The sequence below is a fragment of the Betaproteobacteria bacterium genome (assembly GCA_016720925.1).
Classification (GTDB): domain Bacteria; phylum Pseudomonadota; class Gammaproteobacteria; order Burkholderiales; family Usitatibacteraceae; genus UKL13-2.
In genome coordinates this window covers 198,748-217,063 of record JADKJR010000006.1, presented here as the reverse complement: position 1 = coordinate 217,063, position 18,316 = coordinate 198,748, and the positions used below count along the sequence as shown (strand labels likewise).

At 59.4% G+C, this 18,316-nt stretch carries 15 protein-coding genes and 2 pseudogenes; 13 read left to right on the top strand and 4 right to left on the bottom strand.

What is annotated here, in order from left to right; genetic code table 11:
- The 5 genes from IPP88_11140 to IPP88_11120 all read left to right on the top strand — a co-directional run bounded on the left by IPP88_11140 (position 1) and on the right by IPP88_11120 (position 4,298).
- A complete protein-coding gene (locus IPP88_11140; protein MBL0123246.1) occupies positions 1 to 1,311 on the top strand; it encodes a homogentisate 1,2-dioxygenase in 1,311 nt (436 codons plus the stop codon).
- 29 nt (positions 1,312 to 1,340) lie between these two features.
- A complete protein-coding gene (locus IPP88_11135) occupies positions 1,341 to 1,637 on the top strand; it encodes a GIY-YIG nuclease family protein (protein ID MBL0123245.1) in 297 nt (98 codons plus the stop codon).
- Positions 1,638 to 1,853: 216 nt separating this feature from the next.
- Positions 1,854 to 2,873 carry a fumarylacetoacetate hydrolase family protein gene (locus IPP88_11130; GenBank protein ID MBL0123244.1) on the top strand — a complete coding sequence of 340 codons (1,020 nt, stop codon included), beginning with the start codon at positions 1,854 to 1,856 and terminating at the stop codon, positions 2,871 to 2,873.
- A 44-nt stretch (positions 2,874 to 2,917) separates the two neighbouring features.
- Positions 2,918 to 3,706: a phenylalanine 4-monooxygenase gene (locus IPP88_11125; GenBank protein MBL0123243.1), complete on the top strand. Its 789-nt coding sequence runs from the start codon at positions 2,918 to 2,920 to the stop codon at positions 3,704 to 3,706.
- Between the two features lie 160 nt (positions 3,707 to 3,866).
- Positions 3,867 to 4,298, top strand: coding sequence for a DedA family protein (locus IPP88_11120; GenBank protein MBL0123242.1), 432 nt, complete (start codon positions 3,867 to 3,869; stop codon positions 4,296 to 4,298).
- A gap of 6 nt (positions 4,299 to 4,304) precedes the next feature.
- On the opposite strand, the gene IPP88_11115 is transcribed toward IPP88_11120, so the two are convergent.
- Both IPP88_11115 and IPP88_11110 read right to left on the bottom strand, forming a co-directional pair.
- Complete coding sequence (locus tag IPP88_11115) at positions 4,305 to 4,622, bottom strand: cytochrome C (protein MBL0123241.1); 318 nt, start codon at positions 4,620 to 4,622, stop codon at positions 4,305 to 4,307.
- 162 nt (positions 4,623 to 4,784) lie between these two features.
- Complete coding sequence (locus tag IPP88_11110) at positions 4,785 to 5,219, bottom strand: DUF1801 domain-containing protein (protein MBL0123240.1); 435 nt, start codon at positions 5,217 to 5,219, stop codon at positions 4,785 to 4,787.
- Positions 5,220 to 5,378: 159 nt separating this feature from the next.
- Here IPP88_11110 and IPP88_11105 point away from each other — a divergent pair, with 159 nt between their 5' ends.
- Positions 5,379 to 5,531: a hypothetical protein gene (locus IPP88_11105; GenBank protein ID MBL0123239.1), complete on the top strand. Its 153-nt coding sequence runs from the start codon at positions 5,379 to 5,381 to the stop codon at positions 5,529 to 5,531.
- A gap of 687 nt (positions 5,532 to 6,218) precedes the next feature.
- On the opposite strand, the gene IPP88_11100 is transcribed toward IPP88_11105, so the two are convergent.
- Together IPP88_11100 and IPP88_11095 are read right to left on the bottom strand one after the other, a co-directional pair.
- Positions 6,219 to 7,808: an ABC transporter substrate-binding protein gene (locus IPP88_11100; GenBank protein MBL0123238.1), complete on the bottom strand. Its 1,590-nt coding sequence runs from the start codon at positions 7,806 to 7,808 to the stop codon at positions 6,219 to 6,221.
- A 99-nt stretch (positions 7,809 to 7,907) separates the two neighbouring features.
- Positions 7,908 to 9,509 (bottom strand): ABC transporter substrate-binding protein, encoded by a 1,602-nt coding sequence (locus IPP88_11095; protein MBL0123237.1) that lies wholly within the window; start codon positions 9,507 to 9,509, stop codon positions 7,908 to 7,910.
- A 96-nt stretch (positions 9,510 to 9,605) separates the two neighbouring features.
- Between IPP88_11095 and IPP88_11090 the strand changes: the two are divergent.
- The 7 genes and pseudogenes from IPP88_11090 (at position 9,606) to IPP88_11060 (ending at position 18,304) form a co-directional block, all read left to right on the top strand.
- A pseudogene (locus tag IPP88_11090) lies at positions 9,606 to 11,475 on the top strand (M61 family metallopeptidase).
- Positions 11,476 to 11,633: 158 nt separating this feature from the next.
- Positions 11,634 to 12,617, top strand: coding sequence for an ABC transporter ATP-binding protein (locus IPP88_11085; GenBank protein MBL0123236.1), 984 nt, complete (start codon positions 11,634 to 11,636; stop codon positions 12,615 to 12,617).
- Positions 12,614 to 13,993: a hypothetical protein gene (locus IPP88_11080; GenBank protein MBL0123235.1), complete on the top strand. Its 1,380-nt coding sequence runs from the start codon at positions 12,614 to 12,616 to the stop codon at positions 13,991 to 13,993. The genes IPP88_11085 and IPP88_11080 overlap by 4 nt, the downstream gene beginning before the upstream one ends.
- Positions 13,990 to 15,474, top strand: a complete 1,485-nt coding sequence (gabD, locus tag IPP88_11075; protein ID MBL0123234.1) for an NADP-dependent succinate-semialdehyde dehydrogenase — start codon at positions 13,990 to 13,992, stop codon at positions 15,472 to 15,474. The genes IPP88_11080 and gabD overlap by 4 nt, the downstream gene beginning before the upstream one ends.
- Positions 15,471 to 17,213, top strand: a complete 1,743-nt coding sequence (gene ggt, locus IPP88_11070; protein MBL0123233.1) for a gamma-glutamyltransferase — start codon at positions 15,471 to 15,473, stop codon at positions 17,211 to 17,213. Before gabD ends, ggt begins: the two co-directional genes overlap by 4 nt.
- A 182-nt stretch (positions 17,214 to 17,395) precedes the next feature.
- A pseudogene (locus IPP88_11065) lies at positions 17,396 to 17,800 on the top strand (FKBP-type peptidyl-prolyl cis-trans isomerase).
- Positions 17,801 to 17,815: 15 nt separating this feature from the next.
- The gene (locus tag IPP88_11060) at positions 17,816 to 18,304 is read left to right on the top strand and encodes an FKBP-type peptidyl-prolyl cis-trans isomerase (GenBank protein ID MBL0123232.1); all 489 of its coding nucleotides are present in this window, start codon (positions 17,816 to 17,818) and stop codon (positions 18,302 to 18,304) included.
- Positions 18,305 to 18,316: the final 12 nt, after the last annotated feature.

The following is an 18,316-nucleotide window of genomic DNA, read 5'->3' as shown; positions in this document are numbered from 1 at the left end:
ATGTCCACACTGAAATATCTTTCCGGCTTCGGCAACGAGCACGCCACCGAGGCCATCGACGGCGCGTTGCCGCTCGGACAGAATTCGCCGCAAACAGTCGCCTTCGGCTTGTACGCGGAACAGGTTTCCGGCAGCGCATTCACTGCGCCACGCGCGGAAAACCGCCGCTCCTGGCAATACCGGCTTCGGCCCTCGGCGGAGCATTCGGCCTATCGCGCAATGGACGCGGGCCGGATACGCACCGCGCCAAACCGCGAAGTCCCCGCGCCACCGGATCGCCTGCGCTGGGATCCGCTGCCGTTGCCGGTTGAACCCACCGACTTCATCGACGGCCTCGTCACAATCGCCACCAATGGCGACGCCTCGCTGCAACGCGGCATCGGCGTGCATTTGTACGCGGCCAACCGATCCATGACACGCTGCTTTTACAATGCCGACGGGGATTTTCTGATCGTGCCGCAGGAAGGCGTGCTTCGCCTCGTGACCGAGTTCGGCATCATCGAAGCAGAGCCCGGCGAAATCGCCGTCATTCCGCGCGGCGTGAAATTCCGCGTCGAACTGGATGCCGCCGTGCGCGGCTACGTCTGCGAAAACTATGGCCTGCCCTTCCGCCTGCCGGACCTCGGGCCGATCGGCGCCAATGGCCTCGCCAATACACGTGATTTTCTGGCACCGGTTGCGTGGTACGAGGACGCGCCGGGGCCGAGCGAAGTCATCGCCAAGTTCGGTGGCCGGCTATGGTCCTGTTCCGTGCCCGCGTCGCCATTGAATGTCGTCGCGTGGCACGGTAACTATTACCCGTACAAATACAACCTCACCCTTTTCAACGCCATCAACTCAGTGTCCTTCGATCACTGCGACCCATCGATCTTCACGGTCCTCACGTCGCCGTCGGAAACCGCCGGTACGGCCAACGTGGATTTCGTGATCTTCCCGCCGCGCTGGATGGTGGCCGAACACACCTTCCGCCCGCCGTGGTTCCATCGCAACCTCATGAGTGAGTACATGGGACTTATTCACGGCACATATGACGCAAAAGCCGGCGACGCCAAGGCCGGGACTGGTTTCATCCCCGGCGGCGGCTCGCTGCACAATTGCTTCTCCGCGCATGGACCCGATCAGGCGACGTTTGCCAAGGCGTCAAATGAAGCGTTGGCGCCGGTGTATCAGGGCAACACGCTGGCGTTCATGTTTGAAAGTCGGTACGTGTTTGAGCCGACGGCGTTTGCGATGAACTCCCCGACTTTACAAAGGAACTACGATGCGGTGTGGGAGGGGTTTGACACTGCCTCTTCTCCCCGTTCGTCCTGAGCTTGTCGAAGGACAGGAAAATCCCGAAAATGCCATTCTGGGTATACATCCTCAAATGCAGCGACGGCTCCTATTACACTGGGCACACCGACAATCTTGAATACCGGATTGCGCAACATGGTGAGGGGAAAATTGATGGCTACACTGCTCCGCGCCTACCGGTGACATTGGTGTTCGCGGAACAATTCTTCACGCGTCTGGAGGCGCTTGAAATGGAACGGCGAATCAAAGGCTGGAGTCGCAAGAAGAAAGAAGCCATGATGCGTGGCGATTGGAAAGAAGTACAAAGGTTGGCATGGGGAACGCGCAATCCGCTCAGTACTTAAGAGTGCCCTTCAATACACGGCGTACCCTGCCCCCCCCCCCCCGCACCCCCGGCCCCCGCGGGGGGGCCCCCCAATTTGTCCCCGTTCGCGCTGAGGTATCGAAGCGCACGATGCGAATGGAAAAAGAGGAACTCAGGGCGAACGGAAAGTGTGGGCACCCAATCATTCACCGTTCGCGCTGAGGTATCGAAGCGCACAATTCGAAAGGAAGACTAGATGAAACTCGCCTCCCTCAAAGGCCCCAGCAACCCGCGCGACGGCACCTTGCTGCTGGTCGATGAAAATCTCTCCCGCGCCGTCGCCGTGCCGGATATCGCGCCGACCATGCAATACGCGCTCGAAAACTGGAAAGCCGTCGAGCTGCAATTGATCAACGAATTCGAAGCCATCGATTCCGGCACCAACCGCCCGATCATCGATTTCCAGAAGGCGCTCGCCGAAGGCAAGGTCGCCGCGCCGCTGCCGCGCACGCATCAATGGTTGGATGGCTCGGCGTACCTTTCGCATGTCGAGCGTGTACGTCGGGCGCGCGACGTCAAGGTGCCGGAGAGTTTCTACACTGACCCGCTGATGTACCAGGGCGGCGGCGATTCCATGCTCGGCCCGCGCGACAATATCGAAGTGCTTTCCGAGGACTGGGGCGTGGACTTCGAAGGCGAGGTCGGCGTGATCATCGGCGACGTGAAAATGGGCGCGACGCCCGCCGAAGCGGCATTGGCGGTGCGGCTGGTGGTGCTGATCAACGATGTGTCCTACCGCAACCTCATTCCCGCCGAACTCACCAAGGGCTTCGGCTTTGTCACCAGCAAGGGCCTCAACGCACTCTCACCGGTGGCGGTCACGCCCGACGAACTGGGCGGCGCGTGGAGCGATGAGAAAGGCGCGGGCAAGCTCGATTTCCGCCTGGTGTGCCACGTGCGCGGCCACTGGTTCGGCAATCCCAATTGTGCCGACGACATGACGTTCTCGCTCTACGACCTGATTGCCCACGCCGCGAAAACGCGTCCGCTGATGGCGGGCACGCTGATCGGTTCCGGCACCATATCGAATCACGACACGAAGACCGGCTACGCGTGCATCATGGAAAAGCGGCTGGTCGAAAAGGTTGAGCTTGGCGCTGCAAAGGAAGAGTTCCTCAAGTTCGGCGACGAGGTTGAGATCGACATGTTCGACCATCACGGCGAGACGATCTTTGGTTCAATCAAAAATCGAATCGTAAAAGCCGGCGCCAAATAGTGGCCGGACAAACTGATCACGCGCTGCGCGGCGACTATTCGCAGATGCGGCCGGATTACACGGTGGAGCAGGATTACGCGCGCTACACCCCAGCCGAACAGGAATTGTGGAAACGCCTGTACGCGCGCCAGTCGGTGCTGGTGCCCAAGTACGGTTGCGATGAATTTTGCGATGTTCTCGCGACGCTGAATTTCAGCGCGGGCATTCCGCATTTCGATGAAATCAACGTCAAGCTCATTGCGGCCACCGGCTGGACGCTGGTCGCCGTGCCGGGCCTGTTGCCCGACGACGTGTTCTTCACGCATCTCGCCAACCGCCGCTTCCCGGTGTCGGTGTGGCTGCGCAATCCCGAGGAATTCGAGTACATCGTCGAGCCGGATATCTTTCACGATTTCTTCGGCCACGTGCCGCTGCTGTTCAACAAAGTGTTCGCGGATTACCTGGAAGCGTACGGCAAGGGCGGCGTAAAGGCCAAGGGCCTCAATGCGCTCGATTACCTCGCGCGACTTTACTGGTACACGGTGGAATTCGGGCTGATCCGCACGCCCAAGGGTCTGCGCACGTACGGGGCGGGCATCCTTTCCTCGGCGGGTGAATTGCCCTACTGCGTCGAGAGCCCGAAACCAAATCGCATCAAGTTCGAGCTGCTGCGGGTGATGCAATCGAATTACAAGATCGATACGTTTCAGGAAACGTATTTCGTCATCGACAGTTTTCACGAATTGTTCGACGCCACCGCGCCGGATTTCACGCCGTACTACACCGTGCTGAAGCAACGCCCGGACATCGCCGCCAATGCGACAATCCCAGAGGACAAATTGGTCAAACTCTAGCACTGACGCGGTATTCTTGGCATTTTATGTCCGGAATCCGCACCAGTGCTAGTGTTTATGCTTTTCGCGGGTGGGCAAAGCGCAGCGTGCCCACCATCGACAATGACGTGGGCACGCTGCGCTTTGCCCACCCTACCGCGGGCTACCATGCACTCCAACCATGCCGTTTGACCTGTCTCCCGAAACCGGCCTCTGGGGCCTCTTCCTGTCCGCGTTCGTCTCCGCCACCATCCTCCCCGGCAATTCGGAAATCGCGCTGGTCGCGGTACTCGCCAAATTCCCGCAACTGTTCTGGGAAGCAATCGTTGTCGCCACGATCGGCAACACGCTGGGCGGCATGACTTCTTACCTGATCGGCCGCATCGTCCCCAACAAAGCGGAAGGCAAGGCGCTGGCGTGGCTCAGGCGCTATGGCGAATGGACGCTGCTGCTGTCGTGGGTGCCGTTGATCGGCGATGCGCTGTGCGTGGCCGCCGGCTGGCTGCGCATCAATCCCTGGCTTGCGCTGGCGATGCTGGCGATCGGCAAATGCGCGCGCTATCTCGTGCTCGCATTGGGCTGGGCGATGGTTGGGGCCAACGCGTTCACCTGACGGCTTTCAAAGCGAAAGAATCCACTCCGCCAGATTCCTGAGTTCCTTCGGATCCTTGGTGTCGATGATCTTGTGTCTCTCGTTAGTACCGTCCGGCAACTCGATGAGCGGGCCGGTCGTGATGTGTTCGATGATCGTTTCCACGCCGTCCGGCTTGGTCTTGAGCCGCGCCGCAACACGTTTATACGGCGGGCCGACCTTGGTCTTGTCGATGGCGTGACACTTGAAGCAGGCGTTCTTCCGGGCGAGCGCCTCGGCGGCCTCGGCATCGACCGCCGCCTTCGCCGGCGCGATGCCGGTGAAAGCAAGAAACAATGCTGCAATGAAGAGTAGCGCTGGTTTCCGGGACACGATGACCTCTCACACGAACGAAAGCGAGCAACGCCGAATTCGATAGTCGCGATTGCAATGGTCGACGCTGCGGACAAATGTAGCACTACTTTCCATCGATCGCCCGCCTCCCTGTTGATTCGCGCGACTCAAGTGTCACTTCCTCGCTTGTGGATAGCGGCGCCTGGTCTCCGCCACGGAGTTTGCAACCAGTTGCTCCAGCACCGGAAGCTGCACGTCCGACAACCGCTTGATATAGAGGCACGCCTTGCCGATCTTGTATTTTCCAAGTTGCGCAAGCAGCGCCCTGGTTTCCGCTGCCTCGTAACCTGAAACCAGATAGACACTGATGTGCCCCTTGCCCGAGGAGAACCCCACCACGCACGCGTCGCCTTCGTGTCCGCTTTCGTACCGGTAGTGATAGCGGTCGAACCCGACGATGCTGGGGCCCCACATCTTGGGCGCGCATCCGGTGACACGCTTCATGAGCGCTGCAATCTCCTTGCAGTCCTTGCGCCGCGATTCGTCTTCAATGCCGGCGAGGTATGAGGTGACGCTGACTTCGGTGGGTTTGGTCTTTGCTTCGTACACGATAGCCTCCGAGGGGAGTTTATTATGCCGAACGATTGAGGTAAAAGGTGGTGCGCTTTTGCGGCGTCCAGCGACCAAAGGGAGCGACCTTGAGCGAGAGTTAGCGCTCAAAATGGCAATTGAATCAGGGCAAGAAACTTCGTTTTTCATGAGGTGTCCATGATCCAGTTTCGCATTAGTTCACAACAAAACCGTCCGCTGTCGCCAACGGCCGCCCGCGTTGGGGCGCAGATTCGCCAACGGAATCTTAAGCAATACCTGCCCACATTTCCGGATGAAACCATTGTCGAACAACTGTCATTCTTTGAATAACCTCATACTAAGCACTTGCCGTCGTAGGAAAAAGTTGTCTCTAGACCTTCGTCGGTCAGTCGGAATGATATTGCTTCCGGCGCGCTACCACGGCTTTTTCTCATGGACGCGGACTTGGCTTGCGCCGATCACGGACGCGACCAAAAGTGTTATTCCAAGAGGCACAATTGCCTGCGAAAAAGTCGGCGCGGTGGTGGCCCAAGAACAGCCAACAAGCAGATTACAAACATCGCGACAAGAATCGAATAACGACGCGGCGCGGCCCATTCCTCCGCATTTGCGCACTGGGAGCGAGGTGGCATTCCATTTGGCGCGCCAATGTTGATGTAGCCCTCCAAATTGACGGTTTGTAAAGCGTCAATTTCAGAGGTGTGGATAACAAATACTTGCGTGATCAATCACATGAAACAAAATAGTACGTCGTTTTTGAAAAAGCAAACGCGTCATTTCGCGCTTGGTCGCGGAGAGGTGACACCCATCCGGCAACTTGAAAGCGACAGTTGCAAACTCTAGCACCCTGGCGCTGCTTCGCCTGAAAACACTTGGAACGCCGCGCCAGTGCTTGTGTTTGCCTGCCTGAAATTCAAGCGTCCTCAAAAACTCGCCATTCCAGCGATGCATTTGCAGGGTCGCATCTGGCCGAAAGCAGGCATTGCATGTTCAAGACGTCCTCTCAGCTAACCGTATTCACTTGATCGTAATCCAATGCAAGTCCGGCAAATTATTCGGCCGGTGCAACACCGTTACATTCCTCCGCGACGCCCATGGAATCATCTGCCGATGCAACGGAATCACGTGCACTTCATCCTGCATGATCTTGACGGCGCGATTGATCATGGCCTGCCGCTCCACGAGATTCATTTCGCCTTCGAGCTTGTCGATCAATGCATCGAGCTCGGGAATCTTGGCGTCACCATAATTGGAGTCACCCGCGCCTTTGCCATCGCGGCTATGCATGATCGGCTTCAAGGCGAAGATCGCATCGGTGGAGCCGCCGCCCCAGCCGGCCAGGAAGGCGCTGGTGTCGCGCTTTTGCACTTTCGGAAAGAAGTTTGCCTTGGTCATGGGCTCGACGCGGACAGTGAGTCCCACGCGCGCCCACATGCCGGCGATCGCCACGCAGATTTTTTCGTCGTTCACATACCGATCGTTGGGACAATGCAAGGTGAATCCGAAGCCGTTCGGATAGCCCGCCTCGGCCAGCAGCTTCTTGGCTTTCGCCGGATCGTAGGGATGGCGCTTTTCCATCTCCACCGGCACGCCAGCGCCGGGGCCCGCGGGTAGCGGAATGCCGGTCGGGATCGACAGGCCACGCATGACGGAAGTCTTGAGCGCTTCGATGTCGATGGCCTGATACAACGCCAGCCGAACGCGTTTGTCCTTGAACGGATTTTTGCCCTTCACGTCGGAATAGAGCAATTCGTCGCGCGCCTGATCGGTGCCGAGGTAGATCAGCCGCTGCTCCTGGCCTTCCCAGATTTTCACATCGGCGTCATCGCGCAAACGCAGCACGTCCTGCACCGACGGATCGAGGACGAAATCGATCTCGCCCGATTTCAGTGCGGCCATGCGAGTAGCGCCATTGGAAATCGGACGGTAGTCGATGGTCTCGATATTGCCGGTGTATTGCCCGGCCTTGATGCCCCACCAGTCGGGATTCTTCTTGTGCAGGATCTTCACGCCCTGCTCCCACGCCACCAGCTTGTAAGGCCCGGTGCCCATCGCATTGCGGGTCGCGAAGGTTTCTTCCTTGCGGATGTAATCGAGCGGCTTCGCGGCGCCGTTTTTCTCGCACCACGCCTTGCTCATGACCTGGATATTGATGACCGTATCGAGCATCACCGGATTCGGCACCGGCGTCGTGAACTCGACGGTGTAGTCGTCAATCTTCTTCGCGATTCCGGATTGGGTCGAGTACAGGCGGAACGTTACCGTCGACTCACGCGCGCGATTGAAAGAGAACACCACGTCATCCGCAGTGAACGGCGTGCCGTCGTGGAATTTCACGCCCTGACGCAGCTTGAACACCCACGTGAGCGGACCGGTATTGGTCCACGATACGGCCAGCCCCGGCACGTGTTTAGAGAAATTTTCGCGGCCGCGATTTGCCAGCGTCTCGTAAACGAGATTGTTGATGCCGTTGTTGAACGTTTCGTTCTGGCTGTGCGGGTCAAGCGTCGCGGCGTCGCCTTGCGAGGACCAGCGGAAATTCTTCGCGACCGATGCGGTCGATGCGAACATGACAATCAGAAGTACCAGTAGCGCGCGAAATACCATGTTGCCTCCCCGTTTATTGGTCATGCGTACAGTGAACTGCGCGCCCACAAAATGCAAGGGCCGGAAAACCGGCCCTCGGCACTTCATCATCCGCTGGATTTACATCTTGATCCAGGAAACTTCCAGCCAGTTATCCGGCCGATGGACCACGCTGACGCTGGCTTTCGACGCCCACGGGATCACTTGCAGATGCAGCGGAATGTGCAGCACATTGTCGTGGTGCATCTGCATCGCCTTGTTGATCATCTCCTGGCGCTTCTTCATGTCCATCTCGGATTCGGCCTTTTCGATCAGGTCGTCGAATTCAGGCAGCTTGTAATTGCCCCAGTTGTATTCGCCCGCGCCCTTGTCGTTGCGGCTGTGCAGGACCGGCTTCATGGTGAACATCGCGTCCGTGGTGGCGCCGCCCCAGCCGAGCATGTACATGCTGGTATCGAGCTTCTGGACCTTCGGAAAGTAGTTGGCTTTCGGGATCGCGGCAACTTTCACGGTCACACCAATCTTCGACCACATGCCCGCAAGTGCCACGCAGATTTTTTCGTCGTTGAGGTAGCGATCGTTCGGGCAATCCATCGTGACTTCAAAGCCGTTGGGATATCCCGCCTCAGCCAGCAGTTTCTTCGCCGCGGCGATATCGAGCGGATAGCGCTTGTCCATCGAATCGGGGATGCCGGCGCCCTTGGGCGCGGAAACGTTGATGGCTGTCGGCACCGACAAGCCGCGCATCACGGTCTTCTTCAGGGCTTCGACATCCGCCGCCTGATACATGGCGAGGCGAACGCGCCTGTCCTTGAACGGGTTCTTGCCCTTCACGTTTGAATACAGGAGTTCATCGCGGGCCTGATCCATGCCGATGAAGATCACGCGGTTTTCCTGGCCCTCGTACACTTTCAGCGATTTTTCCTGCTTCAGTTTTTCCAGGTCCTGCAGCGGGGGATCGAGGACGAAATCGACTTCACCGGACAACAGCGCGGCGACACGCGTGCCGGCGGCCTTGATCGGTGTGAAGACCACTTCGTCCACATTGCCCTCAAAGCGTTTTTCCTTGATGCCCCACCAGTTCGGGTTTTTCTTGAGCACGGTTTTCACATCCGGCTCGCGCGTGACCAGCATGTAGGGCCCGGTGCCCATGGCGTGGCGAATGGCGTAGGTCTCTTCCTTGTTCTTGAAGTCCTGCGGCTTTTCGACCTTGTTCTTTTCGCACCACGCCTTGCTCATGATGAAAATATTGCCGGCGCTGACCATGTCGATCTGCACCGGGTTCGGCACCGGCGTCGTCAGCTCCACGGTGTAGTCGTCGATCTTTCGCGGCTTGCCAATGGCGTTGCCATAGACCTTCATGTTCGAGGTGTCGGCGGCCGAGCGGTTGACCGAAAACACGACGTCGTCGGCGGTGAATTTTGAACCGTCGTGCCAAGTCACGCCCTGGCGCAATTTGAACACCCATGTGGTCGGCGAGGTCTGCTTCCATTCGGTCGCCAGGCTCGGGATCGGTTTCATGTTCTTGTCACGCACCAGCAATTGCTCGTAGATCTGGCCGTTGAACTGGTTGTTGAATGATTCATTCTGTGCGTGCGGATCGTGCGTGGCGATATCGCCCTGGCTGGCCCAGCGGAGCGTTTTGGCATCAACAGCGGCCGTGCCGATAGCGGCGCCCACGCCCAACGAGGCGGCGAAGACGACTGCGAACAATTGCTTCATGGTGACTCCCGAATGAGAAAATATGACGACCGGGGAATCATAATCTAATCGCGTCCAATCGCGCGAGACGATGTTTTTTTCGGTAACCTTGAAATCATGACAATTTCCCTCCCGCCTCCGATTCACTACCGAATCCATCCCAGCCATCCCGAAGCGCATCTGTTCGAAGTAACGGTTACCGTGACCGACCCGGATCCTGCGGGGCAGCGCTTCACGTTGCCGGCGTGGATTCCGGGCAGTTACATGATCCGCGAGTTCGCGCGCCATATCGTCAGCATGCGCGCTGAATCCGCTGGAAAAGCACTGGCGTGTCACAAGGTTGACAAAGCCACCTGGCAATGCGAGACCTCCATCCAGCCGATTGCGCTGACCTATGAAATCTACGCATGGGATTTGTCGGTGCGCGCCGCGCATCTCGACGACACCCATGGATTCTTCAATGGCACGAGCGTGTTCCTGCTGCCGCTCGGCAAGGAAAACGCTGCTTGTGAAATTGACATCGCGCCACCGGTTGGCGAACAATATGCGGCCTGGCGGGTCGCCACTTCTCTGCATCAAACTCAAGTACCTGGCGCGCCTTGCAGGCAATAATGCCGCTGCAAGCCTTACCAGTGCTAGTGTTTCACCCTTTAAGCCAAAATCCTTCGGCGGTTTTTCCGCTGCCAATTACGATGAGCTGATCGATCATCCCGTGGAGATGGGGTCGTTCACCCACGCTTCGTTCGAGGCCTGCGGCGTGCCCCACCATATCGTCATCACCGGAAAACACCGCGCCGACATGCCCAGGCTGTGCGCGGACCTGAAGAAGATTTGCGAATACGAGATTCGCCTGTTCGAACCGCAAACCGCCGAAGCGCCGATGCCGGAATACTGGTTCCTGATCCTGGCCGTGGGCGATGGCTATGGCGGCCTCGAGCATCGCGCCTCGACCGCATTGATCTGCAATCGCGACGATTTGCCGCTGGCCAATGAAAAGAAAGTCTCCAAGGGTTACCGGCGTTTTCTCGGACTCGCCTCGCATGAGTATTTCCACACGTGGAACGTGAAGCGCATCAAGCCCGAGGTGTTCACGCCTTACGATCTGACGCGCGAAACCTACACGCGGCAACTCTGGTTCTTCGAAGGATTTACCAGTTACTACGACGATCTTGTGCTGGTGCGTACCGGCCTGATCGATACGCTCGCCTATCTGGAACTGATCGCGGAGAACATCGGCCGCGTGATGTCGCAGGCTGGACGCCTGAAGCAAAGCGTGGCTGATTCCAGCTTCGATGCCTGGGTCAAGTATTACCGGCAAGATGAGAATTCACCGAACGCCATCGTCAGCTACTACCAAAAAGGCGCCATGGTCGCGCTGGCGCTGGATCTCACCATCCGCGAGCGTACGCAAGGCGCCAAATGTCTCGACGATGTGATGCGCACGTTGTGGAAAGCATATGGCAAGGCTTGCCAGGGCGTGCCCGAGGGCGGCGTGCAGGCAATTGCCGAGCAAACCGCCGGCATTCCGCTGGCCGATTTTTTTGCGCACGCGGTCGAAGGCACCAACGACCTTGATCTATCGCCGCTCTTTGCAAAGGTCGCCATTGATCTGATGTGGAAGATCCCCGGCCACGCACATCGTGACGGTGCCGCTCCCGCGACCCTGGGCGCCAAGATCGGCGGGGAACCCAATGGCGACGCAAAGCTGCTGCATGTATTCGACGGCGGTGCCGCGCAACTTGCCGGACTTTCGGCGGGCGATTCGGTGATCGCGATCGACGGCCTGCGGGTATCGGCGGCCACGCTGGAACGTCGATTGCGCACCTATGCGCCGGACACGCGCATTGAACTGACCGCGTTTCGCCGCGATGAACTCAAGACTTTTCCCGTGACGCTACAGGCGCAAGCCGCACAAACTTGTTCGCTGACAATGAACGACACGCCGATCGATGCCAAGGCCCGCCGCAACGCGTGGCTACTGGGGTGAGTGGCGGGTTTCGTCGGATGTGCCTGTGCACATCCGACGCGCCACGGACCGGCGACCCTGCGTGGTCGCCGTGGGCCAAAACATTTTCCGCGCACTGCTATACTTTTCTTCCTGCCTTCCACACTCCCGTTCCCCGTTCATAAACCGCCGGATAGTCGATGCCTTCCACTGATGTCGTTCGCGTGCGCAATCTCACGTACGAATACCCAGGCGTTCGTGCGCTGGACGATGTGAGTTTTTCCGTCGCGCGCGGTAGCGTCACGGCACTGGTCGGCCCGAATGGCGCCGGCAAAACCACGTTGCTGCGGTGCATGGCCGCGCTGGACCAGCCGCTGGAAGGCGACATTGAAGTCGACGGCATCGATGTGCTCGAACATCCGCGCGAATGCCACCGTCGCATCGGCTACCTTTCGGATTTTTTCGGGCTCTACGCTTCACTCACCGTCCGTCAGTGCCTCGCGTATGCGGCCAGCTCGCAGGGTCTCGCCGACCGGGATGTTGACCAGGCGGTGAGCTTGACCGCGACGCGCCTCAATCTCACCGCGAAACTCGATGCGGCCAGCGACAATCTCTCGCGCGGGCAGCGGCAGCGGGTGGCGATTGGCCAGGCGCTGATTCACTCGCCCGGCTTGCTGATCCTCGACGAACCGGCCTCAGGCCTTGACCCCGAGGCGCGGCATGAACTCGCCGGCCTGTTCCAGCAACTGCGTGCGTCCGGGATGACGCTGATTGTGTCCTCGCACATACTCGCCGAACTGGATGAGTACTCGACGCACATGCTGGTGATGCGCGGCGGCCGCATCGTCGAGAGCCGCTCGCTTGCCGAGGCAAACGCGGCCGACGGCCTGATTCGCGTGCGCGCCTTGTTCGCTGATGGCGGTAACACGCTGGCGGTACGCGTCGGTGCCGTGGCGGGCACCCTGCCGAATGTTCAACTGCTGAGTTGCGATGATGTCAGCGGCCAGGCAATTCTGACGCTTCCCGCCGATGCGTTGGCGCGTGCCGCATTGTTGCGCGCACTGGTCGACGCCCAATTGCCCGTCATCAGCTTTGCCGACGAGCGCGAGAATCTTCACGAGTCCTATTTGCGCACCATGAAATCCACTCCGCCCGTCGCCACACTGGAGCGGGCGTCCTCATGATGAATCCGGAACTGCGCCGTAATCTCTGGCTGGAAATTACCACCCACCGCCTGCTGGCCATGCCGGCGGTTCTCGGGCTGGCGTTCCTGGCGCTCGCCGCCATCGATAAACCGAAAGCCGTCGAACATGTGAGCTGGCTGGGATTGGCCGGCTTCAGCCTGATTACGCTGCTTTGGGGATCGCGGCTGGCGGGCAATTCGATTGTCGACGAAATGCTCGACAAGACGTGGGACTGGCAGCGCCTTTCCACCCTGAGCCCGTGGACGATGGCGTGGGGAAAGTTGTTCGGCTCGACGGCGTTCGCCTGGTATGGCGGCCTGATTTGCCTTGGCGTTTTCATGGTCACTGCATCGGCCACCAACATCCGCTCCCCGTTGCAGCTGGGTTTTTCCCTGATATTTCTCGCGGTTACGCTTCACGCATCCGCCATCGCGGCTGCACTGCACACGTCGCGTACCACCGCTTCCACGCATCGGCGCTCGATCGGCATACTGCCGCTGTTTCTGTTGCTGTATATCGTGCCGTTCGCGGTGGCGAGAGCGTCCGGATCGAAGGGGGCGGTGATTTGGTACGGGATCGATGTCGATGGCATGAGCTTTCTGCTGGCGTCATCCATCGCGTTTGCAGCGTGGGCCGTGACAGGCGCGTATCGGGCAATGTGCCAAAGCCTGGCGGTGCGCACCACGCCGTGGGTGTGGGTGGCGTTCCTGATGTTTGTGACAGCCTACAGTGCCGGGTTTGCCACAGGCGAAACCCGGCAAGACAGTCGCGTCTCAATGGTGGCGGCATTGTCGTTCGCTGGCCTGCTGACGGGCCTGCTGTTCACTTACGTGATGTTGTTCACCGAGCAAACCGGGCCGGTGGTATTGCGCCGCGTTGCGCAAAAAATCAGGCTGCAACAATGGACGCGCGCCTGGCAGGAAGTACCTTGCTGGCCGGTGACGTGGCTGTTCGCGGCGCTGTGCGCCACCCTCCTCGCGGTCAGTGGCGCCCAAAGCGCAAATCCGGCGTGGAAGGAGCTGGCGATGACACCCGTGCCGTCGGTGCTGCTCGCCCTTCGCGATGCCGCGATATTTCTTTTTCGCCGCCGCCGCGCAGCCCAGGCGCGTTGCGGGTACAACGATCGTTTACATGTTGCTACTGGACTGGATTCTGCCGGGGCTGCTTTTCGCGGTCGGACTGACCCAGGCTGCGGAGTTGCTGTTTCCTTTCGGGCACGCGAACTCCTGGATGCAAAGCCTGAGTGCGCTGGCCCAGGCAGCGCTTGCCGGCTGGCTCGCGTACCGGCGGGTACAAGTCAATTTCTCATCCTATCGCCGTGCCGACGGCGCGTAGCATCCACAAACTTTCACATCCGACACGGAGCCAAACGATGAATGCCCCCAACGAACTGACTATTCCCCCGCTGAAAGACCCCTCCCTGTTTCGCACCCAAAGCTACATCGACGGCGAATGGGTCGAGGCCGATTCGGGGATGCGTTTTGATGTGGATAATCCCGCCGATGGCCGCGTGGTTGGCAGCGTGCCGGATTGTGGGGGCGTGGAAACGCGGCGCGCGATAGACGCTGCCAATGTCGCACTGCCCGCCTGGCGCGCCATGACCGCGAAGCAGCGCTCCGGTCTGCTGCGTCGCTGGTTTGATTTGATGCTGCTGAACGCCGATGACCTTGCGCTCATCCTGACCACTGAACAGGGCAAACCGCTGACGGAGGCCAAGGGCGAGGTCCTGTACGGCGCATCTTTCGTCGAATGGTTCGCCGAGGAAGGCAAACGCATCTACGGCGATGTGATCCCTCCGCACATGGCCGACAAGCGCCTGATCGTCATCAAGCAGCCGATCGGCGTCACCGCCGCGATCACGCCATGGAATTTCCCCAATGCGATGATCACGCGCAAGGCTGGCCCCGCGCTCGCAGCCGGCTGCACGATGGTGCTGAAACCCGCCGAGCAGACACCTTTCTCCGCTCTCGCCATGGCGGAGCTCGCCCACCGCGCAGGAATTCCCAAAGGCGTGCTGAACGTGGTCACCGGTTCCGCGCAATCCGCGTCCGTCATCGGCAAGGAGTTGTGCGCAAACCCCATCGTGCGCAAGATTTCGTTTACCGGTTCAACGGAAGTCGGTCGCATCCTGATGCGCCAGAGTGCGGACACCATCAAAAAGCTCTCGCTCGAACTCGGCGGCAATGCGCCGTTTCTCGTGTTCGACGATGCCGATCTCGATGCCGCGGCGGATGCGCTCATGCTGTGCAAATTCCGCAACGCGGGGCAGACCTGCGTGACCGCCAATCGCATCTACGTGCAGGCCGGCGTGTACGACGCATTCGCGCAAAAAATTGGCGCCCGCCTGTCGGGCCTGAAGGTCGGGCGGGGTACTGACACCGGCGTGAACGTCGGCCCGCTGATCGACGAGCAGGGACTATTCAAGGTCGAATCGCATGTGAGTGATGCCATCGCGAAAGGCGCGAAGGTTTTGTTCGGCGGCAAGCGTCACATGCTGGGTGGCCGCTTTTTCGAGCCGACCTTGTTGACCGATGTGCCGATGACCGCGATGGTATCGAAGGAGGAAACCTTTGGACCCATCGCGCCGCTCATCAAGTTCAACACCGAGGCGGAAGCAATCGCGCTGGCAAACGATAGTGAGTTTGGCCTGGCCTCCTATTTCTTCGCGCGCGATGTCGGGCGCGTGTTCCGCGTCGCCGAGGCGCTCGAATCCGGCATGGTCGGCATCAACACCGGCATACTTTCCAATGAAGTCGCGCCGTTTGGCGGCGTCAAACAATCGGGGCTGGGGCGCGAGGGATCGAAGTACGGCATCGAAGACTATCTTGAGATCAAATACCTCTGCCTGAACGTATGAATGCAGGGGTTCTTCGCCGGGCCCCTGCCTGCGCGGGCGCTTTGCTTGCGCTCGGCGCCCAGGCGCAGGCCCCGCGACCTGCACCTGAATTGCCTTCGGGCTATCAGGAAAAAAAGCTCGCGCATGCGACGAAGTACATGGTGGTCGCTGCGCATCCGCTGGCAGTGGACGCAGGCCTGAAAATGCTCGAACGTGGCGGCAGCGCAACCGATGCCGCCATCGCCGTGCAAATGGTGTTGAATCTGGTGGAACCGCAGGCGTCCGGCATTGGTGGGGGCGCATTCATCTTGCATTACAACGCTTTGAAAAAAATCACCAGTGCCTACGATGGCCGGGAGACCGCGCCACAAGCCGCCACGCCGGAACTATTTATCGGTGCTGATGGCAAGCCCATGCGCTATCAGGACGCCGTGATCGGTGGACGGTCGGTCGGCGTTCCGGGATTGCTGCGGGTGGTGGAAATGGCCCACGCACGGCATGGCAAGCTGCCATGGGCGACACTGTTCGAGCCCGCCATTGCACTCGCGGAAAATGGTTTCGCGCTGTCCGCGCGCGTGCAAACCCATATTGCGAACGAAAAAATATTATCGAAGGACTTGAAGGCGCGGGAAGACTTTCATCTTGCGGACGGCACACCGAAACCCACCGGCGCAATTCTGAAAAATCCGGAATTCGCCGCCGTCCTTCGCCGAATTGCCAAGGAAGTGCCGGACGCGTTTTACACCGGCACCTTGGCAAAAGAAATGGTTGCCGCCGTGCGCGGACATGCGACCAACCCGGGAACACTCAGCGAAGAGGATCTCATCTCGTACCGCGCCCGTACGGTTGATCCGCTTTGCGCGCCATACCGCCGTTACCGTGTATGCGGCGAGCCGCCTCCAGGCGGCGGCCTGACGGTGCTGCAAATGCTGAAAACGCTGGAGCGATTCGACATGAAAGCGGTGCGCCCGGATTCCACGGAAGCCGTGCATCTGTTTGCTGAAGCTGGTCGTCTCGCGTATGCGGACCGGGAGCGATACCTGGCCGATGTTCGTTTCGCGCAGGTGCCCGTCGAGGAACTCGCCGATGCAGCTTACAATCGCCGGCGCAGCGAGCTGATACGGCCCGAAAAATCGATGGGCCGCGCGGAAGCCGGCGTACCAAAAAGCGCAACAGTCACAATGGCGGACGGCGACACGCCCGAGTTCCCGTCCACCAGCCACATTTCAATCGTTGACCGGGATGGCAATGCAGTCAGCATGACGACCTCCATCGAATCGCGATTCGGCAGCCGAATCTTCGTACGGGGTTTCCTGCTCAATAATCAGCTGACCGATTTTTCAATGACCCCGATGAGCAATGGACGCCAGGTCGCCAACGCTGTCTATCCCGGCAAACGACCGCGCAGCGCCATGTCGCCGACACTCGTATTTGATGCGAACGACCGGTTACACATGGTCATCGGGAGCCCGGGCGGCTCGTTCATCATCAATTTTGTCGCCAAGACGCTGGTCGCCACGCTGGATTGGGGCATGGATATCCAATCCGCCATTTCGTTGCCCAACTTCGGCAGCCGCAACGGCGCGACCGAAATCGAAAAAGGCACGGCGGTCGAGAACTTGATAGGCCCGTTGAAGTCTATCGGTCACGAGGTGCGCGCAATTGATCTGACCAGCGGTTTACATGGCATCATGCGCACTTCAGATGGCTGGCAAGGCGGCGCCGATCCGCGGCGCGAAGGCATTGCACAAGGCCGCTAAACTGCCGAACGCCTGTCGGCAATCTGCTGTTCATTTCGTTATTGATCCACTCTCTTTTTCAGGAATATTCATGAATCCAGTTCGCTCGCTGACACTTTTGACGGCTGCCGTGACCACTGCTGCGTCTGGGTCGGCAACGTTCGCGACTGGACCCGCCTAAACCCGAGGATGCAACAAAGGCCATGCGCCCACGGACCGGGCGCCATCACGAAACTGACCTCCAAGCAGGCACTGCCCAAAACAGTTGCAAGCAACTTACCATCATCGACATTGAGCATGGCGACAAGAAGGCCAAAGCAGCGGAGAAAGACAATGCGATCCTGGTTCAATACACCGGCTGGCTATATGACCCTGCTAAACCGCAAGGCAAGGGTGAAAAATTTGATTCCTCTGTCGGACGTATAGCGCCGTACGGGTTTTTCCTGGGCGCCGGCAAGGTCATCAAGGGCTGGGAGCTAGGCATCGTCGGCATGAAGCCCAAAGGCAAGCGCACACTGATCATCCCGCCACCTTTGGCCTATGGCGAAAGGGACGGCAAAATCCCCGCCAATTCCACGCTGATTTTTGATGTCGAATTGCTTGACATCGTCGGTACACGGGACATGAAGGGAAGCGCCGTGACCACGGCTGCGGCGGCACCCGTAACGGCAACGACCGCACCGACACCGGCAGCAGCACCGCCAGCGCCCGCCGTGCCGATTGCCCGCCTCAAGCCGCAAGATGCATTGCCCTCCGCTCCCACCGCGATTACGGCAATCGATGAAATGGTCGGCGATGGTCCCGCAGCAGACACCGGCAACGATGTCCTGGTGCATTACACCGGTTGGCTTTACGACGCCAGCCTGCCTGGCGGAAAAGGCAAACAGTTCGATAGTTCCCGCACGCGCAATCAGCTGTTCCGCTTCAAACTTGGCGCTGGCCGCGTGATTAAGGGCTGGGATCAAGGTGTAGTCGGCATGCAGGTGAAAGGCAAGCGTACGCTGATCATTCCCGCCGAATATGGTTACGGCGCACGCGGCGCGGGTGGCGTGATACCGCCAAACAGCACGCTTATTTTTGATGTTGAATTGGTTGAACTCCCACCGGGCTGACCGTCGAAAGTG